Source organism: Candidatus Arsenophonus phytopathogenicus (assembly GCF_056113345.1).
The window spans coordinates 203,496-229,251 of the sequence record NZ_JBUIOB010000019.1 but is presented as its reverse complement, the minus strand read 5'-3'; the positions used below and the strand labels follow the sequence as shown (position 1 = coordinate 229,251).

Sequence of the window (25,756 nt, the reverse complement as noted above, 5' to 3'; positions counted from 1 at the left end):
CCTATTCTAAGGATCATCTCAATTAAATTAAAAGTATTTATTTATATAGCACTATTTTATCTATTAAAAAAGCATTAGGCAGCTGAATTTGACTATAATATTGCCTTTAATTTTATATTATCCTTTACGCGAAGATGTATTACGCCCCCTGGCAGCCCCTGTTGCTCGTTTATTTGTTACTCGCATCGAAGAAACTTGTGTATGCCGTTTTACAGCGCGACGGATCTGATTTGCTTTAATACGACGTCTATCTCGCTCAACCGATATTTTACTGGCTGTTTCATCTGTAAGACCAGCCAGTTGACGCAAATAATTAATCTGGGTTAAACCTAATTCCGTCCATCCTCCTCTGGGTAATCCCTTTGGTAAATAAATATCACCATAACGAACGCGGATTAGGCGGCCGACTTGTATGCCTACCGCTTCCCATAAACGCCTTACTTCACGATTACGGCCTTCCGTTAAAGTAACATTAAACCATTGATTCATGCCTTCTCCGCCACGAAACTTCAGTGTCTTAAAATTAGCTTCAGCATCTTCAAGTTGAACGCCTTTGGTTAATTGCCGAATTTTAGCATCATTAATTTCACCAAAAACACGAACTGCATATTCACGTTCGACCTCATGACGAGGATGCATCAAACGATTAGCCAGTTCCCCATCTGTGGTGAATAATAATAAACCACAGGTATTTACATCTAAACGACCTATCGCAATCCAGCGAGAGCCGGTTAATTTAGGTAAGCGATCAAATACGGTTGGACGTCCTTCTGGATCATGATGAGTACATAATTCGCCTTCCGGTTTATAATAAGCCAAGATCCGACAAACTGTTTTCTCCGCTTCTTTGATTTTCAAAAGGTGACCATCTAAGCGAATTTTAGTGTTAGATTTAACTTCTATTCGGTCACCCAAGGTCGCTAATTGACCATCAACACTGATCCTACCGGATTGAATAAAACCTTCTATTTCCCTGCGCGATCCATAACCACAACGAGCAAGTACTTTTTGTAACTTTTCACTTTGCTGCTTTTTAACGCTCATAGCGTAAACCTCTTGTGTCACCTTCACAGGCGTCATAATTATAAAAATAACTAAAAAAATAAAGTGTGGTTATTATACACCATTTTTCTATTAACCTCTCATCTGAAGCTTTTTTATTCAAATGGTATCGTGGAACCCATTCCAACTCGGATGATATTTGGCGTACTCTCTGTTAAATCAACTACAGTGGTTGGTTTTTCACTTAAATAACCACCATTTATAATCAAGTCAACTTGTTGGCCAATTAAACTTTCTATCTCATCTGCTGAGGACTGAGCAAAATCTTCACCTGGCAATATTAAACTAGTCGATAGCAAAGGTTCGCCAATTCCGGCAAGCAGATCTCTGGCAATCGGATTATTGGGTAAACGTATGCCTATTGTTTTACGTTTTTTATTCATTATTCGACGTGGTACTTCTTTTGTTGCACGTAAAATAAAAGTGTAATGACCTGGTGTACTATTTTTAATCATTCTAAACAAGTGATTATCTAGATAGGCATATTCAGCTATTTCAGATAAATCACGACACATTAGGGTAAAATTGTGGCGGGAATCCAATTGACGTAGGCGACAAATTTGCATAAGTGCGTTTTTATTATCTAACTTACAGCCAATTGCATAGCCGGAATCAGTCGGATAAACAATAATGCCACCTTTGTTTAATATCTCTATACATTGGTTAATTAATCTAGGTTGCGGATTTTGTGGGTGAATATGGAGAGATTGTCCCATGAATGTTCTCTATATATTTATTTAATCACTATATTATTTAATTAAACTTGAAAATTAAGTTATCAATATACCTAAGCTGCTTACTATATAATATTTAAGCCTAAACGATAATCCCAAATTTTTATTGCCAAGTTTGCCAAATCGGTGTAACACCTGCGGGCAACCAAAGATTTCTACCTAGCACAGTCCAGGCGGAAGGGCGATGAAAATCAGAACCGACCGAAGCATATAAATCATGTAGTCTAGCTAATTCAGTTAAATTTTTTTATTCATCAGGCGATTGTTGGCATTGAGCAATTTCAATCGCATCACCCTGTTGCTGTTTAAAATATAAAACTAACCTTTTTTGCCATTTTGCCATTTTGCCATTTTGCCATTTTGCCATTTTGCCATTTTGCCATTTTGCCATTTTGCCATTTTGCTGATAGCGAGTAGCGACCAGGATGTGCCAAGACAGCAACTCCTCCCGCTTGATGAATAACGTCTATTGCCTCATCAAGCTTACACCAATCAGCCGGGACGTAACCTGGTTTACCTCGGGTTAAATATTTTTTAAAAACATGGCCGATACTTTTTTGTTCAGCATAATCCATAATATAACACGCAAAATGGCTACGTGTTACCTGTTCCACCGGCAGCATAAGCTTTAGCATTTTGCCAGGCATCAGGAATACCGAATTTTTCTAATTTATAGCCTATTTTTTCCGCACGCAGGTTGCGCCGTGCAGTTTGCATTTCCAGTAAATGTTTAAGACAGTTTGCATCCAGGTTAATGTTAAGACCGACGATATGAATTTCAATTTTTTCTCAAATTGTGGAAATTTCAACACCGGCAATTAATGTTAGCCGCTTACTTTTTTTCATTAATATACTGCCATGCTGGCAAAATTCCATTAACTGTATCGTGATCAGTGATAGCTAATACATCGACCCTCATTAATACCGCTCTGTCTACTAATTCTAAGGGGGTGAGATCACCATCAGAAGCTTTTGTGTGACTATGTAGATCATAAATAAAGACAGCTTCTCATTGTCGTGTGCCAAAGCTTTATCCTCATTTACAGCTGACGATTATAGAAAAAATTCATAGTGGGGCATAAAATACTTAACATAATCCGAATAATCTAGTTTACTAGTGCAGTGGTTAGCGATAGAGCTAACCTATCATGACATATTGCGAGGAAGAACAAAAATGAGATTGGTATTTTTTATCATCATTAAAATCCGTTGGTGGCAAAACTCCCTTAAATAGGCGGTTTCTTCCTGCGCGTGAATTAATAACGCAACACCAGATCAAAACCCGCCATGAAGCGGTTTTTTTTATAACCAATTAATATAATATAAAAGGCAACCAATATGGAAAACATAGCAGTCAATCAAACAACTTTTCGCATATTAGAGAATAAAATTAATTATCAGCCTGAAGTTTGTCTGTTATTTCATCATTTATGTAGCAATCCGCCTAGGCACACTATTGTTAGAGTCCGCTACCGTTAATAATAAGCAAAATCTACAAAGTATCCTGATCGTTGATAGTGCATTACGAATTACCGCAACCAACAGCAAGTTACTTTTGCCGCTCTTAGCCCTAATGGAAATGCGCTATTAAGCCATATTTACACCGCTCTACCCAGTGAATTAGAAAAGAGCAAATCGGAAAATCGGATGGTCAATTAGTAGTTAATTATCCCCCAATAGAGCCACATCTTGACGAAGATAGCCGGCTAAAAGCAACTTCATCCTTTGATGCGCTACGTTTGATTTATAATTTAGCCAAACATAACACTATTGATGCAGATAAAATTCTGTTAGCGGGGTTATTCTCCTATGATTTAGTTGCTGATTTTGAAAATTTACCTCCAGTAGCAAAATCAAATCGTTGTCCTGATTACTGTCTCTATTTAGCTGAACATTATCTTGTGATTCAGCACCAAAAACAGTCTGCAAAGCTGATAAGCTGTCAATTTTTAACAAAACAATCTATTACTAATACTATATTAAACCGTCATCAAGCAATTATTACAGTCTGTCAGCAACCACTACCGCCCCCTTACCAATCGCAGCTGAGATAGCAATACCTTTAGTGGTCAATAAAAACGATAATGAATATTGCGAGATTATTGAAAAACTAAATCTCCTGAAAGCGCACTCAAATATGACGCCAAAAGTCGACAAATTGAAATATATTCAATCGCCGGAACTAGGCCAAGAGGGCGTAATAAACTAGGCGAAATAGATGCTGATTTAGATAGTAAAATTGAACTGGCGCTGCGAACTGATCCGAAAGAACTGGCTGAACATATTATGTTAGTTGATTTGGCCCGCAATGACTTGGCGCGGATTTGTCAGCCGGATAGTCGATATGTTGCCGACTTAACCTCTATTGATCGTTATTCCCATGTTATGCACCTCGTTTCCCGGGTAGTTGGCAGTGCATTAAATGGGTGAAGAAAATTTAATGTTAGCTATTCGTCGGCTAATTATTGGTGACAATAAAGTCTGTGGTCTCACTCGCCCACAAGATGCCCAAAGTGCTTATCAAGTTGGAGCGATTTATGGCGGTTTAATTTTTGCAGACAAATCGCCACGCAAAGTAACACTTGAGCAAGCAAGAGCCGTTATTGCCGCAGCCCCTCTTAACTATGTTGACGTTTTTCAACACCAGGTAAATTCATTAATCGCTAAAATTAGTCATCAGTTAAATTTATTTGCCGTCCAGTTGCATGGTTATAAAACAGCTTCTGACATTCAGCAACTTCGTTCTTTATTACTCGCAAATTGCGAAATATGGCAAGCAGTTAATATGCTCAATCACCACCTTGTTTCAACGCAAAAAATATCGATCGCTATTTACTTGATCATGGTGAAGGTGGCACAGGCAAAACTTTTGACTGGTCCAAATTACCTGAGAAACATCTTGATAAAATTATGTTAACCGGTGGATTAAATGCGGGCAACTGCCAACAAGCAGCTGCGTTAGGCTGCTTAGGCCTTGATTTCAATTCTGGTGTTGAACAGCGGCCTGGCATAAAAAGTTGCCATAAGTTACAGATTACCTTTGAAAAATTGTTTGATTATTTATAAGCATAACAATCAAATTAACAATTTAACGATCTATTACAAAATTACGCTGGCCGTCCCACCGCCTTAACGCTATGTCGCAATTTAACCATCGGTACTAAAACTAAACTTTATCTAAAACGAGAAGATCTATTGCATGGAGGCGCACATAAAACAAATCAAGTGTTAGACCAGGCTTTATTAGCCAAACGGATGGGCAAAACTGAAATTATTGTAGAAACTGGCGCTGGACAACATGGCGTTGCTACAGCACTGGCTTGTGCATTACTTGGGCTAAAATGTCGCATCTATATGGGGGAAAAAGATGTCCAACGCCAATTACCCAATGTATTTCGGATGCAATTATTGGGCGCTAAAGTGATTACGGTAAATGATGGCTTAGCAACCTTAAAAGACGCCTGCAATGAAGCCTTGAGAGATTAGTCAGCCAGTTATAGCAACACCCACTATTTACTTGGCACCGCCGCCGGGCCCCATCCCTATCCAACGCTAGTACGCGTGTTTCAACGTATGATTGGCGATGAAGCCAAAGCACAAATATCACTCTATTTTTAGTATTTTATCCTTACTTATAGAAATGATGATATCTCGGTTTTAGAGTTAAATGTAACTTTACCTGAAACGGACGAAAAAAAATAAAATAGCTAATTTTTAACACCAAGTGCCCATCGATTATGGTGGGCTTATGCCATAATGACTTAAATATAAACATTTTTATTTCTTAATTTTAACTATTCCATTTCCTTTTTTTATCATTTCACTAGTAAAAGCATTTCCATTTACAAAATCGCCTGTGATTATTTTTCCGCTATTAACAATAAGATAATTTTCCTGGCTTGCTTTAAGATTTGGTACTCACTTTTTATTTTATTATTAAATTGATAATTTTTGTTATTCGATTAATGACTTCCCTAATATCTCTTACTTTATAAACATTAAAATAAAATAATGAATTAATATCTATCTCAGCAACATTTCTACATGAACCGCCTGTTACATAAACATTCATTTCATTAGCACTTAATTAACTACCTTGTTTTATTTGAAATTTTGAATAACCAAAACCATCAACTAACCAAGGTTTAAAATAAGATAAATTGATATGAGCATTTTTATCATTAATATTATTATACTCTATAAAAAACGGCATATTACCTGTTCGATAAGTTATTCTGTCTGCTTTAATTTGCGTGTTAGTATTAGTAATATTATTATAAGCCAATACTTTACTATAGCTTTTATATTTAGTGATACTAGCAGTAGAATTTTTTATATTATTTTCATCAATAATGATATATGTACCATCATCTTTATATTTATTATTGGTTTTTAATTTTTTATTTTCCGTTGGTAACCTATCCTTTATAAAATGGAGATCATCAGCATAACTATTAAAAATTATTGTTATCGCCATTATAAATATCAGTGTTGTTTTCATTCCAGTCTCTTAATAACCTGGTAACCCGCTATTTTCCATAGATGTTCTTCTCTAACAATAAATTGACCGCTAAATCACGCCGTCGAGCTTGATTAAGACGCCAGGCTGCTAATTGTTTAAGACAGGCAAGCTTTTGAGCCCGCAATTGCCAACTATTTTTAATACTTTTATATGCATCTGCGGGTGATAATATCTCTTGTCGACGTAACAAAATCCGCTGGCATTCATCGGTTACCGCCGGTAAATAGCCTAATATTTATTAATCAACGACAGTTGTTTTTCAGCTAAACATTCACTAAGCTTGCAAACCCCCTAGAAATTGGATGACCAAGAAATGCGGCCATAACCTGGGTATCTAACATCGGCTGTGGAACACAAGCCAAATGATGTAAAAATACTTCTATATCTTCACTACCAGCATGCAAGATTTTAGTCACTTTGCCATCTGTTAATGAATTTCTAAACGGCTCCATATTAGTAATGGCAATAGGATCAATTAATGACAGTTGATCACCGTCATATAGCTGAATAAGACCAAACTGTGGATAATAAGTTTTTACTCGTACAAATTCTGTATCTAAAGCTATTTTGTTAGCCTTCGATGCTGCTTGACAAACTTTCTTAAGTTGAGCATCTCTGGTAATCAACTGATAATTCAAAACGTCTTTCTCTTTGTGATTTATTTTTAACAACATCACTCTTGGCCGTCATTTTAGCGATGCTGTTTATCAAAATTAACTATCTAATGTTTGTGTTACTTGATGCTTTTCTGTCGCTGTCTGATATTTTTTCTGCTCCTCTTCTCTTAATTATCGTCGTAAAATTTTACCTACATTCGATTTAGGTAACTCAGAGCGAAACTCAAAAAACTTAGGCACTTTATAGGCAGTCAAATATTGACGGCAATAGATTTTTAATTCTTCAGCAGTCAAAGCAGGATCAGTAGATACCACAAAGGCTTTGACCGTTTCACCAGTATTTTCATCTACCACACCAATTGCTGCATTTTCAATGACTTTGGGATGATTAGAGATAACTTCTTCAATTTCACTCGGGTAAACATTAAAACCAGAAACTAAAATCATATCTTTTTTGCGATCAACAAATTTAATAAAGCCTTTTTCATCGATCTTGGCAATATCACCGGTCGCTAACCAACCATCTTTCATCACTTCGTCGGTCATAGCAGGAGAGCGCCAGTAACCCTTCATGTTTACTTAAATTGTATGCCGTCACTAATGACGAACACTCAGTTAAACCATAGCCCTCCAGTAAAGACTTGCCCATCAGTTGTTGCCACTCTTCCGCTACTGTCTTTTGTTCCGGCATACCACCGCCAATAGAAACATTCAAATGGGAAAAATCAAGTTTTCTAAATTCTTCATTATGCAACCAGGCATTAAATAATGCATTAACACCTGTAATGCCAGTAAAAGAATAACGCGCAAGTTCTTTAACCGTTGCGGCAACATCCCGCGGATTAGTGATCAGCAAATTAGTACCGTCAATGTTAACAAATAACAAACAATTTACTGTCAAAGCAAAAATATGGTACAGCGGCAACGCCGTCACAATAATTTCTTCACCTAACTGCATAGCAGGCAAATAAGTAGCTCCACCCTGCTCAACATTTACCAACATATTATAATGGCTAAGCATTGCGCCTTTCCCTGAGCCGGTGGTTCCTCCGGTATACTGGAGAAAAGCCAAATCTTCGCCAGAAATATGAGGTTTCACATATTGCATACGATAGCCTAATTGCATAACACAGCGAAAAGAGATCGGTTGTGGCAAATAATATTTAGGTACCAGACGTTTTATATATTTAACAACAAAATCAACAATCGTCCCCTTTGGCCGAGACAGTTGATCGCCTAAACAGGTCAGAATGACATGTTTAACTTGGGTATTAAAAACGACTTTTTCTAATGTATGGGCAAAATTGGATACGATAACAATCGCAATAGCCTCACTATCACTAAGTTGATGTTCTAATTCTCTTGGGGTATAAAGCGGATTAACATTAACGACGACCATACCTGCACGTAAAATACCAAAAAGTGCAACCGGTTACTGTAATAAATTGGGTAGCATCAGCGCAATACGAGCGCCTTTTTGCAAACCTAAGCCATTTTGTAAATAAGCCGCAAACGCTCGACTACGCTCTTCCAGTTTACGATAGGTCATTATTTCACCCATATTAATGAAAGCTGGACGATCAGCATATGCAGTAACCGCATTTTCTAGTAAGTCTGCTAATGATGTTTCAGATACCGGTCCTATTTCTGCCGGTACATCATATGGATAATTTTTTAGCCAGATTTTTTCCGCTGTAACACTCCTGATTTGAAACTAAGTGAAGTAACTGCCAAAAATTAATTTGTTAACAAAATACTAACTCAGCATACTAGTTTGAGAACCGTTTTGTGCTAATGCTGAGATATGTATCACTATTTAATTTCAAATCTCGAATAAGTTTAAACTAAGCTAATTTATCAGCTTCTACATTTTGATTAATTTTCAGTTAGCTATAAAAATTAGCGTAATAATTATATATAAGATTAATTATATATCATTCGACTTTTTTTGAAAAAACAATGCTTTTTATCATATTAGCGCATAACCGCACCTTTTAGCAGCGCAAAATTTGCTCAGCCTAACAACCAATCAGGGTAAATATGGCAAAATATTTACCCTGACTGATTGATAAAACTAATAATTATTCGATTAAATAAGTTCGTATTTCAGCCTCACTAACAGGATAACCCCAAGGGCCCCAATTCCAATAATAAGGCGAATTAGGATAGTTTGGATACCATGGCGATCCATATCCCCAACCTGAAGGTGGTAATACAACTGATTGCATTTGATTCCAACGTTGATAACCTGATACAGCAATCTTGACATACTGGTAGGAAACTAAATCAATTTTGCCTTCTTCAATGCCAGTAATTGTCCCAACGACAGTAATATAGCGACCGCTAAAATCTGATGGATCCAAAAAACGGGCAATATAAGCATAGATACGTCCTACCGATGGTGTGTTTAACCTTGGCGCAGCGTCATATTTGCTTAATGGCATCACTGCTATTTCAAGCCGAGTTTGGTTGTTGTTGTTTAAAACAGAGATCACCTTACCGCCAAAGCGCCCTTCTTGACCAATATAAAGCTCAGGGGCCTTACGCACTGCTGATAAACTTTCAACCGGTGTTTGTGTCGTTCCCTTAATTGACGCGGGAATTGAAACACAGCCAGCTAATAAAACAACACCAGCCAACAGAGCAACCTTTATGGCAGCCTGGTAGTTTAACTTTATTTTCATAAACCAGCCCTTAAAACGGCATAATAATTTTAAACAAGCATCAACGGCCGGGTAATTTTTTCCAACTAACCTCATTACGTAAATAAACCGGCTGGGCTTCTTCAGCGTCAACTGTTTTACCTTGGTGCCACTCTGGTAGAGCTAACATCAACATATCTTGCGCATCAGGTAAAGAAATACCACTTTCCAATAAATTTAAATTTGTCGTTCTTAATATAGGATAGGCTGACCAACCTGTCCCGGCAATAGCCCATTGTCCACTTAAGCCATTTATTTTGGCTAAAAACTGCTCAGGCTTGAGCACTGCCTCACTTTCTGCACCTTGCCAAAACCCATCTGGTTTAATTTCATAACAAGCAGAATAAATTTCGCCCATTCTGGCATCTATCGCTACCAGTACTTTTTTTGCACCTAATTGACGATAAGCGCCTTGCGCCATAGTTAACAGAGAAGAGATACCTATCATCGGTAAATTAGCCCCAAATGCCAATCCCTGAGCAATACTGACAGCAATACGAACGCCAGTAAAACTGCCTGGCCCACGTCCAAAAGCTAAAACATCGATATGTTGTAAATCCAGATGCGCATCAATAAGACACTGCTCTACCATCGGTAATATTTCTTGGGTGTGCTCCCGCCGTGAAACGGCAAATTGAGTAAAAATTTCTCCATCGCGCCATAGGGCGACAGAACACGCTTCAGTGGCGGTATCAATCGCTAATATATGGATTGCCATATTTTAGATCCTGGCTATTTTTATGACTAAATAATTGCTAATACTAACATATTTTGTTCAATAGGAAGGTATAAATAAGAAAAAACTTATATGTTATCGCCACTATTTAATTAATTACTTAAGGACGTTTTTGCTAAAAAATCAATCGCCGCTTGCAAACTACGAGTTCTAGGCGAAGGCGGTAAACTATTTAAAAAAATTTCACCATAAGGTCGCGATACTAATCGTTTATCACAAATAATAATAACCCCAAAATCATTAACATCACGCACAAGCCGGCCAACCCCTTGCTTTAAATTAAGTACCGCATCAGGTAATTGGACATCATAAAATGCATTGCCGCCTTGGAGCTGACAATCTTGCATACGCGCTCGCAATAATGGTTCATCAGGCGACGTAAAGGGTAATCTATCGATAATGACACAAGAAAGAACATCACCTTTAACATCAACACCTTCCCAAAAACTGCTGGTGGCTATTAATAATGCATTACCTGCTGCTGTAAATTGTGACAACAATCGCGCTTTACAGGTTTCTCCCTGCATCAAAACAGGTAAATTCAAATAATCGCGAAACATTGCTGTTAATTCACGCATCATATGAAGTGATGTACATAAAAAGAAACAACGCCCCTGATTATGATCGATAACTGGCTTTAGCATAACGACTAATTGCTGAGCAAAGTCAGCTTGATTAATATCTGGCAAATAACGGGGTACACAAAGTAATGTTTGGCGCTGATAGTCAAATGGACTTGGTAAGATTAAATTATTGGCTTTCTCCAATCCTAGACGCTGGCTAAAATAACTTAATTTATCACTGATTGCTAAGGTAGCTGAAGTAAAGATCCAACTGCCTTTTTCAGTGGTTATCATGTTATGAAATTTATCCGCCACCGTTAATGGTGTTAATGCTAATAAAAAATGGCGGCCAAAACTTTCAAACCAATAGCTAAACCCAGGTATTGTTGTCTCTTTCAACCGATTTAAACGATTACGATAAGTCGTTGTTCGATCAAAAATAGCATCTAACGCGATAGAGCGCCCCAGCGACAGTTTCATCACCTCATAGCTAAATTCCAATGCATCCTCAAGACGCTGCAAAACACTGCTAACCGACTGTTGATTAAGTAATTGCTGCAAATCCCCTCTAAATCCATTTTCACCTAATGCTAATCGAAAATCTAAAGTAGCCTGGCTAATGCTATCGGCACACTTTTGTAATTGTATCTGATCACGAATTTCTGTCCGATATACGAGGATAATATCACGTGCAAGTTCAAATAATTGACGACTACTAAGCTGTTGGCTAAAGTATTGACTGGCAATATCGGGGATCTGATGCGCCTCATCAAAAATAACTACCTCCGCTGACGGAAGTAACTCGCCAAATCCAGTATTTTTTACCACCTTATCAGCCATAAATAGATGGTGATTGATAACCACTACATCGGCTTCTAGCGCTTTTTTACGCGCTTTAAGTACAAAACAACGCTGATAATGGGGGCAATGACTGCCGATACAATTATCATTAGTACTGGTTACTAATGGCCAAACAGCGCTATCTTCGGCTACCTGATGACAATTACTGATATCACCATCTTCAGTCTCTATTGCCCAACTACGTAAACAAACAATATCAGCAATCATTTCAGCGGCTAGTTGCTCTCCAGCTAATGATTGCTGATCAAGCCGCTCCAGACACAAATAATTAGCCCGCCCTTTTAATAAAGCGACATGACCTGAATAGTCTAAAGCCGCTTTAATAATCGGTAAATCACGATAATAGATTTGATCCTGCAAAGTTTTTGAGCCGGTTGAGATCACGACTTTTTTGTTAGAACGTAAGGCCGGCACTAAATAAGCATAAGTTTTACCCGTTCCTGTCCCTGCTTCAACCACAAGCGTCTGTTGAGATTGAATTGCCGCCGTTATGGCGCGAGCCATTTCAATTTGCGCATCACGTGGCCGAAATCCAGGGATGGCATTAACCAATTGGCCATTAATAGAAAAATCGTCTAACACTTTAGTCTCATTATTTTAATTAGCGAAAATATTTTGCTGATGTTTACACTAGCCTAGGTAATAAAAGCTCACTTAGCATTATTCATTATTATATTAAATAACCTATTACCATGACAAAAAATAGATTTTAGTAGACAATATAGCAACGACTTAATATTTAAAAAACCAGGAATAACAATGGCTATTCAATATCTTGATCCAGAAAATCGCTGGTCCGAAGCTACCATATTTAACAATACCCTCTATTACACCAGCGTTCCTGAAAATCTTGAAGGTTATATTCATCAACAAACAACCAGCGCGTTGCTGGTAAAGCCCCCGTTCGCTGTACAGTACAAGCAATTTTAATGAATCCCAAATATAAAATAGAGATCAAAATTGTTGCCGCACTGGCGGATTAATAATCTTAAAGGCATTTATTAGAGCCTGCAAACCGGCTCTAATAGCTTGGTAAAGATAAATGAACAGCTTGCTCAATATAGAAATAATCCTATCTTAGCTATGTTGATAAAAAACAGAGTGAGTGAGTTGTCAATAACCTACTTTTGATCTATTCAGAAATAGGCTTTTTATTGATTTAAGATAAAGTCAGTGAATTTATTAATATAACCATAAATATCAATAGCAAAATCAGATATATCATCATTATTTGTATTAATTAATAGTCTACTCCAGTGACTTACTGGATCGTAAATGATCTTCATTTCTCCTGGCTTTCTGTCAAAATCATTAACAATATTAAGAATATGCTGCCCACTATAGTTATCGTATAAGATTTTATTTAGACAAAATAGGTCAATTTTATCTTCTCCTGTTTGAAAATCCATGATCCTATCCGGGGCACTCGATTTTGAATCTTCAAACGACAGATAAACAAAAATATTTCTTTCTACTAGGCCAGTTCTCAACGGTGAGGAATGATCTACATATTTAAAATCTGTTTGCTGCTCACTATTTTCTACGTCATTGGTATAATAACTTTGATACGAAAACAAATTTGAAGAACTATTATTTGTGCCATCAGTCTGCCTAAATGTTGGACCTCTACCCCACAGTATATCTTGCCCTAAGCAGCCATAAATAACATCTCCGCCAGCACCACCTAATTATATTATCGACATTATTACCAATTATAGTATCTTGCCCATAAGCACCTATCGCGATCAGCCCAGCTATCTAATGCAATTCCTGTGCCTGCTGGTATTCTGTTAGTTGGTCGTAAGCATCATAAAACTCTTACCATCGGCTAAAAGAATAAGTAACTGTTGCAGGTTGCCCAATTTGATGCTCACTATTCCAGGTGGCATGTTGACGTATCATTTGTTGACCGGCTGCATTCTGTTTAAAATTGGTATACGCCCCCTATTACCGACATGATCACCCCCATTTTAACAAATATTGAAAAAAACAAATTATTAATTAAATTTATGCTTATTTTTTATTTTTTCAAATTTTTGTTGTCATTTTCTCTTTGTTGCATTAGAAGTGGCAAAATTATTTTTGAACAATAAATAATTTCTAGCGTTAACAATTAAGGCTTAAGGCGTAAAACATCATAGTGGCGATACTCAACAAATCAGCTAGCTTAATAGCCAATGAACACCACATAAAAGGTAGCTATCTTTAAGCGCCAGAACCTATTATTAATATGTTTCAATCAATTATTCCGTCTCCTTAAATAGAGTTATGAAACAGAATATCTATCTCATTATCATCTAATGTAGAGCCAGTATTAGTAGCAGTAGCCGGTGCCACAATTAGGTTTGTATTCAAACTGGTATTCAACGTTGTACTCGAACCCGTACTTAATGCTGTATTCGAACCGGTATTTAGTGTGGTAACTGATTCAGTTGGCTGAGTTGTTGCTGTTTCAGTCGGTTGGCTAACAACCGGTTTCGTCGGCTGGTTAGTTGCCGTTACTGCCGGTTCTGTGATAACCGGTTCGGTAGGTTGTTTGTTATCGTTATCAGAAAAAATCACATCTACCACTTAATTAAAAACTATTGCTCGTATCAGCAATCTGCCAAACGCCATAAATTACATGATAACCGGTTCGATCTTCAGGTACTTTACAAGTCATAGTAACGTCTGGTTTTGGTATTGCTCCATAATCGTATTGGGAGCAGAAAGGTTCTAAATCAAATGACACACGTTCTAAAGGTACGCTACTATTCCAACCATTTTTAGTAATATAATAGCGCCAGTTTGCTGTACTATGTCGAGCAGTAAGATGCCACAAAAAATCATTGTTTCCTACTTGCATTTCAGTTTTATGCCATCTATCTTTACCCGCTTCATCTAATTTACTAAATCTTACAATAGCCCCACTAGCTAATTTACCATTCTTAGGGAAATTCTCGTTGTCAGGAAATCCGGTGCGTTGTTCTACAATTAAATGAAAAAAAATTTTCTTCTATAAATTAAATAAAAATCCATAATAGAATTTTTATTATAGATTAATATTTTATAGATGTCTGTTTTATAGGGATTTCTTTTGAAACTTTAAAGGAAATATATTAATTAATTTAATGTTTAAATAGGAAAAACCTATGAAATTAAAAAAAATTATTATAATGTGCTTGATATTAACTGTATCTTCAAATCTATTGGCTCATGGATATATAAAATCGCCTGCAAACCGGGAATATAAATGCGTAAAGAAAAAAAACGAAATAAAAGCATTAAATGAAAATTGTGGTGATATAAAATATGAACCGCAAAGTGTATTATAGACTAATTATTTAAATCCGGATCATTAATACTATTTTCCCTAATTAAATAGTTACTATTACTCAATTTATTACTAGGTGATTGTTATTAGCGTGATAATTAGCTGGTTGATGGCATAATTAATTTATTGCATTAAATTAATTTAAATCATCTGCTGATATAAAAATAAATTATCTGTTTTAACACGCTGTTATTGTCATTAAAAAATTCCAGGTAGGATCTTCATCGCTACCTTCAAGCAATGGAGCTAAATCAAGTTTAAGTCCACTATTAGTATCGTATTTGAAATCAATAATTTCAACTTTACCAGTGTTTTTATTTTTTGCAGAGGTATAGCTGCCAGTAATTAAGTTATTACCATTAGGATTATATTGTGTACTAATAGCAAAATCGAAAGATGTAGGTTTTCCGTCCTCAATACTAAACAGTTTAATTTTGATTGGACCGTTATCTTTTTTGGGCTGGGCGAGGAAATCATGTCCAGGTTTATCACTACCATCTCTATGTATTTTTACGTTAAATCCTTGCCAAATATTTAAGGCATGATCATAAACTGCCATACCTACATTATAGTGTTTAAAATTATTATTGCTATATTCTTTTACTTGCGTATATATTTTTTCATCTTTAATATCCTATTATTCATTTATTATTAATTTTATATGTAAGTTACAGAGTAATATAAATAATTGTTTATGACATTCAATTTCATTATTTAAATAACATATTAATTATATTATAAATAAAAAGTTATAAAACATATTATTGCTTATATTTTTGGAATATAAATAAAGAAAAATATCAGCCTCATTTATAAAATATTTTAAAATGAAACTAAATATTATAATAAAATCCCATTATTATTTTTTATAAATATTGAAATATAATCCTAGAGATAAGCATTTGGAATTAGATATAATGCTAAATATAGGTAATATATCATATTGAAATAATAGTAATTACTGTTACTAGCTATTATCATATTAAAAAAAGGATTTTTACTAAATAGGCAGAATAAACAACATTTAAATTTGACATCTGCTGAAACATAGAAAAATATTTAGCTTAAAAAATTGAGAATAAATAATTAAAAATTATTATATCGGTAAACAATTCAAATTTTAACGATGCAATTGATATCTAACAGAACAGAAAATAGTCTATTAAATCTGCATAAATAATCGGCCTGCTGTTATCCTCTCCCAACTATGCGCCAACACTCAGTTTACCTATATGGCATAAACTAATATAAATAACCCCTCATTAATGGGGTTATTTATAGTTAAAAAGGGTCGATACATAGAGCGCGGTAAAAAAATAAATCCTTTATTTTATTCTATTAGCCATTACTAATCAGTGTTATGTCCTAGCAGCTGAAATACAATTATGCCAGCTTGATAACGACCATCCCGGTAATCAATAAAATAATACCGCCCCAACCTTTATAATTTAGCCGTTGATTAAACAAAATCCAACCGGCGGCAACCGTGGCTACAACACCAAAAACCCCCCAAAGTGCATAAGCAATCGAAAGCTCAATACCTTTTACCGCTACAGCTAATGCACTAAAAGCACCTAAAACGGCAATTAAAGATAATACACCTATCCACAGTCGCTTAAATCCATTTGATAACTTTAAAAAAATATTAGCCGCTATTTCTAAAATAACGGCCAGAAATAGAAAGGCACCATGCCACCATTGATATTCCGCTAACATATTATGCCTCCTTAACAACTTTAGTCATTTTATTTAATGGCCTTTTTGGCGTAATTTTTTTCCCCTGTTTTATCGAATATAGTGTGCTAGTTTTTTTAGTACCCGATTTTATTAGCGCTATACCCACAATAAGTAACGCTAATCCAATAAGTTTCATTGGTGGTAATGATTCATTAAATAACAAAACACTAAATGCTGTTATAAAAAATACCCCAATACCTTCCCAAAGAGCATAAGCTACTCCAAGAGCAACTTTTTTTACTGCCATTGCCAATAATATATAAGATGAAGCAATCATAAAATACATTACCAATAAGCCAGTCATATCACCGCTGACGCTAGAATACTTCATTGATAAAGTACCAATGACCTCTGATACAATCGATGATGCTAAAAATATCCAATAAATCATTATATTATCCTGTTATTAACAATCATCAAAGCAATAGATAAATACCTAAATTGGTAATAACTAAGTGATGATTTAAATTACAAGTCCATTTACGGTAAAACCGATTAGCAACAGGAGACGCTACAATGCACCACACCAGTGATGTTCACTAGAAATAATAGATATTTTTGATAAGAAAAGATGATAGCTACTACGTTGATTTTTCACGCTAGACATGATATTTTATTCATGCATCATACGGCCAACCGTATGATATACTATGAATCCTCACTATTGATAGAATAAATACAAAGCTATTTATATCATAACCATTGTATTTACTCAAATAATTATAATAAATTCCAGCAAAAATGCAAAAAGCTACCAAAATAAGGGTGATAAACCTAAACACATTACCCTATTACGTAGACAAAAACTATTCGAACTCATTCCATGAACGACCATCTTTGGCGATCATCGCATCAGATGCCTCAGGTCCCCATGTACCCGCCTGATAAAGTTTAGGTGGCTGATCATCCTTTGCCCAAGCGTCCATAATAGAATCCACCCATTTCCAAGCTTCTTCTACTTCATCCCGACGGACAAACAGAGCCTGAATGCCACGCATAGCTTCTAGTAATAAACGTTCATATGCATCAGCCAAATGGATTTGATTAAATGTTTCAGAAAAACTCAGATCTAATTTTGTCGTCTGTAAATGATGTTTATGCTCAAGACCCGGCGCTTTGTTTAAAATTTTAATATCAATTCCTTCATCAGGTTGTAATCGAATAGTTAATTTATTTTGTGGTAGATCCTGATAAGAATCAGAAAAAATATTTAACGCCGGTTTTTTAAAATAAACCACCACTTCAGAGCATTTTGCCGCTAATCGTTTGCCAGTTCTTAAATAAAATGGTACGCCAGCCCAACGCCAATCATCAATGTCAACTCGAATTGCTACAAAAGTTTCCGTTTTACTGGATTTATTTGCCCCTTCTTCCGCAAGATAGCCAGCCACTTTTTTGCCTTGAATAGAGCCTGATGTATATTGACCTCGGACAGTTTTTTCACGTACATTACGATAATCAATCCGACGTAATGAGCACAATACTTTAACTTTTTCATCTCGTATGCGATCTGCAGTTAAATCCGCAGGCGGTGACATGGCAATCATAGTCAAGATCTGTAATAAATGATTTTGGACCATATCACGCATCTGCCCAGCTTGATCAAAGTAACCCCAGCGTCCTTCGATACCAACCTCTTCAGCAACTGTGATCTGTACATGATCAATCGTTCGATAATCCCAATTATTAATAAATAAAGAGTTGGCGAAACGTAAAGCTAATAAATTGAGCACTGTTTCTTTACCTAAATAGTGATCAATACGATAAATTTGGCTCTCCTTAAAATACTTAGCAACCTCATTATTTATATCTTGGGAAGAGGCAAGATCACTGCCTAATGGTTTTTCCATAACAACCCGGTTAGGCTTCTTATTGAGGCCAGCATGGCCTAAGCCATGGCAAACCGCACCAAAAGTCGTTGGTGGCATAGCAAAATAAAATATAGCGGGGTTACTATCACCCTCAAGATATTTTGCTAGTGAATTAAATTTGTTCAGATCCTGAACATCTAAATTGAAAAAATCAAGGCGCTTACTTAATTTTTGCCATAAACTGGGCTCCATTTCCTCATTTAGAAAAGTCTCTAACGCATCTTTAGTTTCTTTTATATAGGCGGCAGCATCCCATTCAGCCCGACCAATCCCTATAATACGCGTATCAGGGTGGATATAGCCCGTTTTTTCCAATTGATAAAGGGAAGGCAATAATTTGCGGCGAGCCAAATCTCCTTTTGCGCCGAAAATAATTAAATTACATGCCTGAACAGCTTTATTAATTGCCATGATATGGGATTCTCCTTAAATACCAATTCTATAGTGCTATGATAGCTTCAATCGAGAAAATAAATGTACCTTTTTGATTCGACCAGGTAAACAAAGCCACGGTATTTTATTTTGCTCAAAAAATAATTCGCAACAAATTTGATTAGTTATATATAATTTTTAATTCTTCATATTTATTAAACTAAAATGCAAAGTAAATTAGACGCCCGTCATATTTTTAACAAAATTTCAGTTAATAACTTCCTTTTTTTCATTACTGACCAAACAACGCATAGTATATTTTGACTTAAGTAACAAGAATCCCCCTTCGGCAATATTAGTAAAACGGGTAGCTTTTCAGTATGAACACATTAGAACAAATAAATAATAACTTTGAGTATTTCAGTAAATCAGAAAAGAAAGTTGCCAATTCAATCCTTGAAAGCCTGCAAAAAGCGATTCACCTTTGTATTGCAAGCCTAGCTAAATTGGCTAATGCGAGCGAACCCACTGTAAATTGTTTTTGCCGTAGAATAGATACCAAGGGTTTTCCTGATGTTCAATTACGATTAGCACAAAGCTTCGGCAATGGAACATCCTATGTTAATCGTTTGGTTGATCAAGATGATAGTGTCAGTTGCCATAGGCAAAAAGTTTTTGATGCCGCCATCGCGCAATTCGGTATTGTAAAAGATAACCTAAATACCACAAACATTAATCGTGCTATCGATCTATTAACCCAAGCAAACAAGATCGCTTTCTTTGGTTTAGCTTCCTCAGTAGCAGTTACCCATGGCGCTATGAGTAAATTTTTTCGTTTTTATATCCCAGTAGTCTATTTCGTTGATGTCATGATGCAACACATATATTGTATTAACTATCGCTATGGTGACGTTGTGATTTGCATTTTGCCTACTGGGCACACGCAAAACGTGGTTGAATAAGCTAAAGTGGCTAAAGCCAATGATGCTATAGTCATTGCTATTACTACCGCTAATTCCCCTCTAGCACAAATCGTTTCCTTATCTATCGCAATTGCTGTACCAAAATATATCAATATTTACATGCCGATGGTATCACGACTAGCACAGTTGACATTAATAGATGTGCTAGCAACTGGCTTTATTTTACGTCGAGGGCAAAATTTTAGAGATAACTGAAAGCGCGTAAAAGATATATTACATAATGTATATCCTGATAAACTCTAGTGCTATTTACCTTTAGCAAACAGATCAATATCAGCAAGCTATAGATCTGTTCGTTTTACTGCAAAAAATATTCTATCTAGCTAAGGCATTTAAATGATACAACAGCACACTTTAATAAAGGGATTAATTTCATTTCTATGTAATAACCTATCAACCAACAACAATTTTAATAAGTAACGGGGTCATAAATGTCGAGATGACTTAAAAGAACGAAAATTGTTACTACTCTCGGTCCCGCGACTGATCGTGATAATAACCTGGAAAAAGTGATTAAAGCCGGCGCAAACGTTGTTCGTCTAGACTTTTCTCATGGCTCAGCAGAAGATCACTTATAACGGGCAAAAAAAGTACGTGAACTTGCGAAATCATTAGCACAACATGTCGCTATTCTTCGTGATCTACAAGGCCCTAAAATTCGCGTTTCAACATTTAAAGAAGGAAAAATTTTCCTTCATGTTGGCGATAAATTTATCTTAGATGCCAATTTAGCCAAAGGTGAAGGTAATCAAGAAAAAGTCGGCATTGACTATCAAGGTTTACCCAATGATGTGGCATCAGGTGATATTCTGTTACTCGATGATGGACGCGTTCAATTAAAAGTACTTACGGTAAAAGATCAGCAAATTCTTACTGAAGTAACTGTTGGTGGACAACTATCAAACAATAAAGGGATCAATAAACTTGGGGGGCTATCCGCAGAAGCACTAACAGATAAAGACAAAGCCGATGTCTTGCTCGCAGCTCAGATCGGTGTCGATTATTTAGCGGTTTCTTTCCCCCCACTCAGCAGAAGATCTAAATTATGCCCGACGCCTGGCTCAAGAAGCCGGTTGTGATTGTCAAATTGTCGCTAAGGTGGAGCGAGCTGAAGCGGTTGCCAATGACAAAGTTATTGGCGAAATTATTTTAGCCTCAGATGTAGTCATGGTTGCTCGAGGTGACCTAGGTCTTGAGATTGGCGACCCTGAGCTGGTCGGCATACAAAAAAACTAATACGCCGGGCACGCCAACTAAACCGTATTGCCATCACTGCCACCCAGATGATGGAATCGATGATCACTAATCCCATGCCAACCCGAGCTGAAGTAATAGACGTTGCTAATGCTGTGCTGGATGGCACTGACGCCGTTATATTATCAGCCAAGACAGCGGCAGGCCAATATCCTGCTGAAACCGTTGAAGCCATGGCTCAGGTTTGCCTTGGAGCAGAAAAGATGGCTGGCATAAATATTGCGAAACATCACCTCTATGATATATTTGACAGCGTTGAAGAAGCGATTTCGATGTCAGCTATGTATGCCGCCAATCACTTCAAAGGAATAAAAGCGATTATTGCCATGAAAGAATCAGTCCGTATCGCTTGTATGATGTCTCGGATCAGTTCAGGTTTACCAATATTTTCTATCTCCTATCATAAAAGACCTTAAATCAGTGTTCTCTATACCGTGGCGTAACCCCGATTTATTGTAATAAAGAGACTAATACGATTAATGCTGTTAAAAATGCCATTCAATGCCTGCTGGAAAAAATTATATTGAACCAGCTGATTTAGTCTTAGTTACCCAGGGCGATCAAATGGGTCAGATTGGTAGCACCAATACCTGCCGAATATTAAAAGTCGAATAATTTCACATCATAAATACATTTAACCCCGTTATATACACGGGGTTTTTAATTACCTAAAATATTACTATCATTTTTTACCACTTTTTTTTATGACCCAGTCATTATTCTTTCTAATAAATGAATCAGAAAAAAATAATTTCAGCTACTGTTTATTGGCTCTTAGTTTATTATTAACACCAACATTAACAATCAATCAAGGAATAAAATATAACGGAATAATAATTTATTCTACAATAGAAAAAAACAAATAAAGTAAGTTTACAATATCTGACCAAGGTGAAGTTAATACTAATAAAGGCGTAATAGTACAACTTAATAACGATGCAAATCAAAATAAAAATATGCTTGCTCAAGGAGCACAATCAGCAAAATTAATTATTAATCAAAAATTAATTCTAGCAAAAAAACAAATTTACATGGTTTGCTAAATATAAAAGGATCTCCAGCAAAAGTTGTTATTGTCAATCCTAATGGTATTACCTGCGATGACTGTCAGTTTAGCAATACAACCGGAGTTGATTTAGTTGCTGGTAAAATGAATTATGCCAATAACACAATAAACTACCAGACTGATAAGGGAAAATAATTTTTACTGGTTTAGGAGTATGAGGGAATGGAAATTCATCGATAAATGCAAAAAACAAATTTTTATCCAACCTCACTATATACGCAGGAAATGTTCGTTTTAATAATGCTGCCAAAGTTAATGTCGCTAAGCAGTATTATGTTGTTGGTAATGTTAAAACTGAAATCGATGGTTATAATTATAATAATAGAAAAATTTCCGGTTTGACCGGAGATAAAACAACATTTTTACTTGCAGAAAATAGCTATATTTACGCGAATCAATTAAGGATCTTTACCAGTATTTAAATAATAAAGGTACGATTGGCGTTGTAGAAAATAAGGCGGAAATAGGTGTTATCTCGATTAAAGCAGACTATATTACTAATAAATATATAATTTCTGCTTTAGGCGCTATTAAGGATAATGAATATACTATCCCATCTTCAATAAATATTACCACTAAACATTTAATTAACCACCAGGATGCGGGCATTAAAGCATCCGAAGGGATCGTCACACTTGAGACTTATAAAGGAAAAGGTTATTTTGATAAAAATATAAAAAAAATTTTTTTTATAAACTTAATTAATTAGTTGCTTAGCCATAATTTAACTGACTAACAAAATATCTAATTCTTTTTATTAATACGCCTTATTTCACCAAAAATATTATTTTTTTATTACATTTATTATGGGATAAAAAAAGTAAAAATATATTATAAATAATTTTATTGCTATCTTGCGCCGCTTGATTAGCTATCAAGCGGTATTTTTTTATTAATAAAGATCATCGCGGCAATAAGTCTCTATCTCTCCGGCTTTGCGCGTTTTTAATAATTTTAATATCCAGGTATATTGTGCCAGATAGGGTTTAACTAAATATTCCAACTCTTCGTTCATGCGCCTGGCAATATAGTGATTACTTTGCCCGGCAATATCAGCCATTGCCTCACGAATATAGATATGTAATTGGTGAGTTTTATAGTCATAAACCGGAAATAATGGCACAATCTCCGCTTTACAAACCTTCATCAACCGCCCTACTGCCGGTAAGGTTGCTTTATAGGTTGCAAAAAAATCAACAAACTCACTATGTTCTTCACCATGATCTTGATCTGGTAAATAAAATCCCCAATAACCTTGCCTAACACTGGCAATAAAAGGTTTAATGCCCGCTTCACGAGAATGTAAACGACCACCAAAATGATGACGCGCTTTGTTCCATAAATAATCAGCCACAGGATCCTTTTGATGATGAAACATGGCTGCCATTTTTTGGCCTCGAGCCGCTAATAACATGGCTGGAATATCAACCGCCCAACCATGAGGTACCATAAAAATAATATTACGCTGTTGCTCTTTTAATTGTTCAATAATTTGTTCATTATGCCAATGAGTTCGTGCTAAAGTTTTATCTACGCCGCGTAAAACTAATTCGGCTAATATTGCAAAAGATTGCGGTGCTACAGCAAACATTTCATCAACATATTTCTCTCTTTGCTGCTCCGTCAATTCTGGAAAGCAATAAAGCAAATTAATTTTTGCCCGCCTACGCGAGCCTTTTGCTAACTTACCAATTAACTTACCCATTTTTGCCAGTAACAGATCGCGTAACTTAATAGGCAAATAAGCTGTTCCAGCTAATAGCAATGCACCAACCCACATCCCCCAATATCTGGGATGTAGGTAAATACGATGAAAGGTAGGAATATAACCAAGTTTACTATCTGTATCCTGTTTTTTATTCATTAATACACTCAAATACAACGTATAAAAATCTAAAATCTGAGATACATTATAATATTAACCTTATGATTTACAGAAAATAATTATGGCAGTAAATAAAATGCTAGTTCACAACCTAATTAGCTAACAAAAATCATATTAATCGCTTGCCAGCTGCGATTTATTCTCTTTAACGGATGCCAGAAAGAGTTGACGATATTTACCTGTTAATCCACCTGAGTGAGGTAAATTAGCTGTTAATGGGTTAACTGCGCGCTGATTAAACCATAACTCATAATGAAGATGAGGACCGGTAGTACGTCCAGTATTACCTGATAATGCTATGCGTTCACCTCTTTTTACTTTCTGACCTGGTTTAACCAATAATTTACGTAGATGCATATAACGAGTGGTATACTGACGCCCATGACGAATAGCAATAAAATTACCGGCCGCGCCACTATATTTCGCCACAATAACTTCACCATCACCAACCGCTAATATTGGTGTCCCGACGGGCATAGAAAAATCAACTCCCTGATGAATAGCTGGACGCCCTGTTACCGGATTTATACGACGCAAACTAAAAGGAGAAGAGACTCTAAAGGTTTTGGCTGTAGGATAACGTAAGAAACCGCGCTCTAAGCCATTAGCTTCACTATCATAATAGCGCCCATTTTCAGCTCGAAAGGCATAGTAATTCTTACCATTAGTTAATAAATGAACCCCCAACAAACGACTCTGTTCACTGTGACCATCAAACATTTCACGACTTAACAAGACCGAAAACTTATCACCTGACTTTAGCTTACGCAAATCGATCTGCCATTGTAGTGCTTTAGACACTTCACGAGCTTCGTTATATGTTAAGCCTGAATTAACTGCACTAGAGGTAAAATTACCGTTTATTTTACCTTGGATAACCTTATCAGACCAAACACCTTGACAAATTTGCTTCTCTTCATTAAAAGTACTAGAGGCACCTTGGCGAGTATAAACACGTGTTTCACGCTGTGAAATAATCCATGTCAGTGTCTGTAATTCTCCATCTTTATTCAATTCCCAGCTTAACGTTTGCCCTATTTGCAAATTCCGTAACGCTCGGTGTTGATTAGAAAGAGCCGCCACATCACCAGCATCTAAACCATACTGAGTTAAAATACTAGTTAGATTATCACCGTTTGAAACAACATGTTCATCAGGTGTATCAGCTCCCTTTTCATCAGTTACCCCTTCATCAGGTAACTGTTCGCTGCTATCGGTGATAATATCATCAGTATCCGAGTTATCTACTTGGCTGGTATTAGTTTCACTTTTATCTTTACTACCAAGAATAATACCTGGTTTTATTGGCGATGATTCTTGAGAAATATTTTCATCTTTATCATCGGGTTGAATAACAACAGGCCGCCAAATTGCGACAGCCAATGTTGCTATGGTTAATGTGCCTAGCATAATTTTATGCGGTTTAGGCAAATTGCCATATACCTGAACGATAGTCTTCGCCATCTGCTGCACGTATT

The 25,756-nt window shown here is 36.1% G+C and carries 21 protein-coding genes and 8 pseudogenes; 11 read left to right on the top strand and 18 right to left on the bottom strand.

Going from position 1 to position 25,756, the window contains the following annotated elements:
• Window positions 1-117 precede the first annotated feature (117 nt).
• The 3 genes and pseudogenes from rluB to AC01GB_RS15750 all read right to left on the bottom strand — a co-directional run bounded on the left by rluB (window position 118) and on the right by AC01GB_RS15750 (window position 2,793).
• The gene (gene rluB, locus AC01GB_RS15760; RefSeq protein WP_474452637.1) at window positions 118-1,044 is read right to left on the bottom strand and encodes a 23S rRNA pseudouridine(2605) synthase RluB; all 927 of its coding nucleotides are present in this window, start codon (window positions 1,042-1,044) and stop codon (window positions 118-120) included.
• A 113-nt stretch (window positions 1,045-1,157) separates the two neighbouring features.
• Window positions 1,158-1,778, bottom strand: coding sequence for an L-threonylcarbamoyladenylate synthase (locus AC01GB_RS15755; protein ID WP_474452636.1), 621 nt, complete (start codon window positions 1,776-1,778; stop codon window positions 1,158-1,160).
• Between the two features lie 121 nt (window positions 1,779-1,899).
• Window positions 1,900-2,793: pseudogene (locus AC01GB_RS15750) on the bottom strand (PHP domain-containing protein).
• 742 nt (window positions 2,794-3,535) lie between these two features.
• Here AC01GB_RS15750 and AC01GB_RS15745 point away from each other — a divergent pair.
• The 5 genes and pseudogenes from AC01GB_RS15745 to AC01GB_RS15725 all read left to right on the top strand — a co-directional run.
• Window positions 3,536-3,850, top strand: a complete 315-nt coding sequence (locus AC01GB_RS15745) for a hypothetical protein (RefSeq protein ID WP_488656432.1) — start codon at window positions 3,536-3,538, stop codon at window positions 3,848-3,850.
• Between the two features lie 61 nt (window positions 3,851-3,911).
• A pseudogene (locus tag AC01GB_RS15740) lies at window positions 3,912-4,208 on the top strand (chorismate-binding protein); the annotation flags it as partial.
• 10 nt (window positions 4,209-4,218) lie between these two features.
• The gene (gene trpF, locus AC01GB_RS15735; RefSeq protein WP_474452635.1) at window positions 4,219-4,713 is read left to right on the top strand and encodes a phosphoribosylanthranilate isomerase; all 495 of its coding nucleotides are present in this window, start codon (window positions 4,219-4,221) and stop codon (window positions 4,711-4,713) included.
• The gene (trpF, locus tag AC01GB_RS15730; RefSeq protein ID WP_474452917.1) at window positions 4,617-4,862 is read left to right on the top strand and encodes a phosphoribosylanthranilate isomerase; all 246 of its coding nucleotides are present in this window, start codon (window positions 4,617-4,619) and stop codon (window positions 4,860-4,862) included. The genes trpF (AC01GB_RS15735) and trpF (AC01GB_RS15730) overlap by 97 nt, the downstream gene beginning before the upstream one ends.
• An 18-nt stretch (window positions 4,863-4,880) precedes the next feature.
• Window positions 4,881-5,399 (top strand): annotated as a pseudogene (locus AC01GB_RS15725) (pyridoxal-phosphate dependent enzyme); the annotation flags it as partial.
• Window positions 5,400-5,883: 484 nt separating this feature from the next.
• Here AC01GB_RS15725 and AC01GB_RS15720 read toward each other — a convergent pair.
• The 6 genes and pseudogenes from AC01GB_RS15720 to yoaA all read right to left on the bottom strand — a co-directional run bounded on the left by AC01GB_RS15720 (window position 5,884) and on the right by yoaA (window position 12,379).
• On the bottom strand, window positions 5,884-6,297 hold the full coding sequence (locus tag AC01GB_RS15720) for a hypothetical protein (RefSeq protein WP_474452634.1): 414 nt from the start codon (window positions 6,295-6,297) through the stop codon (window positions 5,884-5,886).
• A gap of 20 nt (window positions 6,298-6,317) precedes the next feature.
• A pseudogene (locus AC01GB_RS15715) lies at window positions 6,318-6,956 on the bottom strand (HRDC domain-containing protein); the annotation flags it as partial.
• Between the two features lie 150 nt (window positions 6,957-7,106).
• A pseudogene (locus AC01GB_RS15710) lies at window positions 7,107-8,643 on the bottom strand (AMP-binding protein).
• A 373-nt stretch (window positions 8,644-9,016) separates the two neighbouring features.
• The gene (locus AC01GB_RS15705; protein WP_474452633.1) at window positions 9,017-9,619 is read right to left on the bottom strand and encodes a Slp family lipoprotein; all 603 of its coding nucleotides are present in this window, start codon (window positions 9,617-9,619) and stop codon (window positions 9,017-9,019) included.
• Window positions 9,620-9,659: 40 nt separating this feature from the next.
• Window positions 9,660-10,355 carry a tRNA (adenosine(37)-N6)-threonylcarbamoyltransferase complex dimerization subunit type 1 TsaB gene (gene tsaB / locus AC01GB_RS15700; RefSeq protein ID WP_474452632.1) on the bottom strand — a complete coding sequence of 232 codons (696 nt, stop codon included), beginning with the start codon at window positions 10,353-10,355 and terminating at the stop codon, window positions 9,660-9,662.
• A gap of 110 nt (window positions 10,356-10,465) precedes the next feature.
• Window positions 10,466-12,379, bottom strand: a complete 1,914-nt coding sequence (gene yoaA / locus AC01GB_RS15695) for a DNA repair helicase YoaA (RefSeq protein ID WP_474452631.1) — start codon at window positions 12,377-12,379, stop codon at window positions 10,466-10,468.
• Window positions 12,380-12,556: 177 nt separating this feature from the next.
• Here yoaA and AC01GB_RS15690 point away from each other — a divergent pair, with 177 nt between their 5' ends.
• Entirely contained in the window at window positions 12,557-12,727 is a 171-nt protein-coding gene (locus tag AC01GB_RS15690; RefSeq protein WP_474452630.1) for a RidA family protein, read from the top strand.
• Window positions 12,682-12,780: pseudogene (locus tag AC01GB_RS15685) on the top strand (RidA family protein); the annotation flags it as partial. The gene AC01GB_RS15690 and the pseudogene AC01GB_RS15685, both read left to right, overlap by 46 nt.
• A gap of 168 nt (window positions 12,781-12,948) precedes the next feature.
• Here AC01GB_RS15685 and AC01GB_RS15680 read toward each other — a convergent pair.
• The 3 genes from AC01GB_RS15680 to AC01GB_RS15670 all read right to left on the bottom strand — a co-directional run bounded on the left by AC01GB_RS15680 (window position 12,949) and on the right by AC01GB_RS15670 (window position 14,771).
• A complete protein-coding gene (locus tag AC01GB_RS15680) occupies window positions 12,949-13,434 on the bottom strand; it encodes a M10 family metallopeptidase C-terminal domain-containing protein (protein ID WP_474452916.1) in 486 nt (161 codons plus the stop codon).
• 619 nt (window positions 13,435-14,053) lie between these two features.
• Window positions 14,054-14,359, bottom strand: coding sequence for a hypothetical protein (locus tag AC01GB_RS15675; protein WP_474452629.1), 306 nt, complete (start codon window positions 14,357-14,359; stop codon window positions 14,054-14,056).
• Between the two features lie 13 nt (window positions 14,360-14,372).
• Window positions 14,373-14,771, bottom strand: a complete 399-nt coding sequence (locus AC01GB_RS15670; protein ID WP_474452915.1) for a lytic polysaccharide monooxygenase — start codon at window positions 14,769-14,771, stop codon at window positions 14,373-14,375.
• 157 nt (window positions 14,772-14,928) lie between these two features.
• Between AC01GB_RS15670 and AC01GB_RS15665 the strand changes: the two genes are divergently transcribed.
• The gene (locus AC01GB_RS15665; protein ID WP_474452628.1) at window positions 14,929-15,111 is read left to right on the top strand and encodes a hypothetical protein; all 183 of its coding nucleotides are present in this window, start codon (window positions 14,929-14,931) and stop codon (window positions 15,109-15,111) included.
• 177 nt (window positions 15,112-15,288) lie between these two features.
• On the opposite strand, the gene AC01GB_RS15660 is transcribed toward AC01GB_RS15665, so the two are convergent.
• The 4 genes from AC01GB_RS15660 to zwf form a co-directional block, all read right to left on the bottom strand.
• Window positions 15,289-15,669, bottom strand: a complete 381-nt coding sequence (locus AC01GB_RS15660) for a hypothetical protein (RefSeq protein ID WP_474452627.1) — start codon at window positions 15,667-15,669, stop codon at window positions 15,289-15,291.
• A gap of 824 nt (window positions 15,670-16,493) precedes the next feature.
• The gene (gene mdtI / locus AC01GB_RS15655) at window positions 16,494-16,826 is read right to left on the bottom strand and encodes a multidrug/spermidine efflux SMR transporter subunit MdtI (RefSeq protein ID WP_474452626.1); all 333 of its coding nucleotides are present in this window, start codon (window positions 16,824-16,826) and stop codon (window positions 16,494-16,496) included.
• 1 nt (window position 16,827) lies between these two features.
• The gene (gene mdtJ / locus AC01GB_RS15650) at window positions 16,828-17,238 is read right to left on the bottom strand and encodes a multidrug/spermidine efflux SMR transporter subunit MdtJ (protein WP_474452625.1); all 411 of its coding nucleotides are present in this window, start codon (window positions 17,236-17,238) and stop codon (window positions 16,828-16,830) included.
• A gap of 415 nt (window positions 17,239-17,653) precedes the next feature.
• Window positions 17,654-19,129, bottom strand: coding sequence for a glucose-6-phosphate dehydrogenase (gene zwf / locus AC01GB_RS15645; protein WP_474452624.1), 1,476 nt, complete (start codon window positions 19,127-19,129; stop codon window positions 17,654-17,656).
• Between the two features lie 341 nt (window positions 19,130-19,470).
• Between zwf and hexR the strand changes: the two are divergent.
• The 3 genes and pseudogenes from hexR to AC01GB_RS15630 all read left to right on the top strand — a co-directional run bounded on the left by hexR (window position 19,471) and on the right by AC01GB_RS15630 (window position 22,528).
• Window positions 19,471-20,268, top strand: a pseudogene (gene hexR, locus AC01GB_RS15640) (transcriptional regulator HexR).
• A gap of 263 nt (window positions 20,269-20,531) precedes the next feature.
• Window positions 20,532-21,942 (top strand): annotated as a pseudogene (pyk, locus tag AC01GB_RS15635) (pyruvate kinase).
• Window positions 21,943-22,363: 421 nt separating this feature from the next.
• Window positions 22,364-22,528 carry a hypothetical protein gene (locus tag AC01GB_RS15630; protein WP_474452623.1) on the top strand — a complete coding sequence of 55 codons (165 nt, stop codon included), beginning with the start codon at window positions 22,364-22,366 and terminating at the stop codon, window positions 22,526-22,528.
• Window positions 22,529-23,285: 757 nt separating this feature from the next.
• Here AC01GB_RS15630 and lpxM read toward each other — a convergent pair.
• The gene (lpxM, locus tag AC01GB_RS15625; protein WP_474452622.1) at window positions 23,286-24,257 is read right to left on the bottom strand and encodes a lauroyl-Kdo(2)-lipid IV(A) myristoyltransferase; all 972 of its coding nucleotides are present in this window, start codon (window positions 24,255-24,257) and stop codon (window positions 23,286-23,288) included.
• 135 nt (window positions 24,258-24,392) lie between these two features.
• The gene (mepM, locus tag AC01GB_RS15620; RefSeq protein ID WP_474452914.1) at window positions 24,393-25,742 is read right to left on the bottom strand and encodes a murein DD-endopeptidase MepM; all 1,350 of its coding nucleotides are present in this window, start codon (window positions 25,740-25,742) and stop codon (window positions 24,393-24,395) included.
• Between the last annotated feature and the right edge of the window lie 14 nt (window positions 25,743-25,756).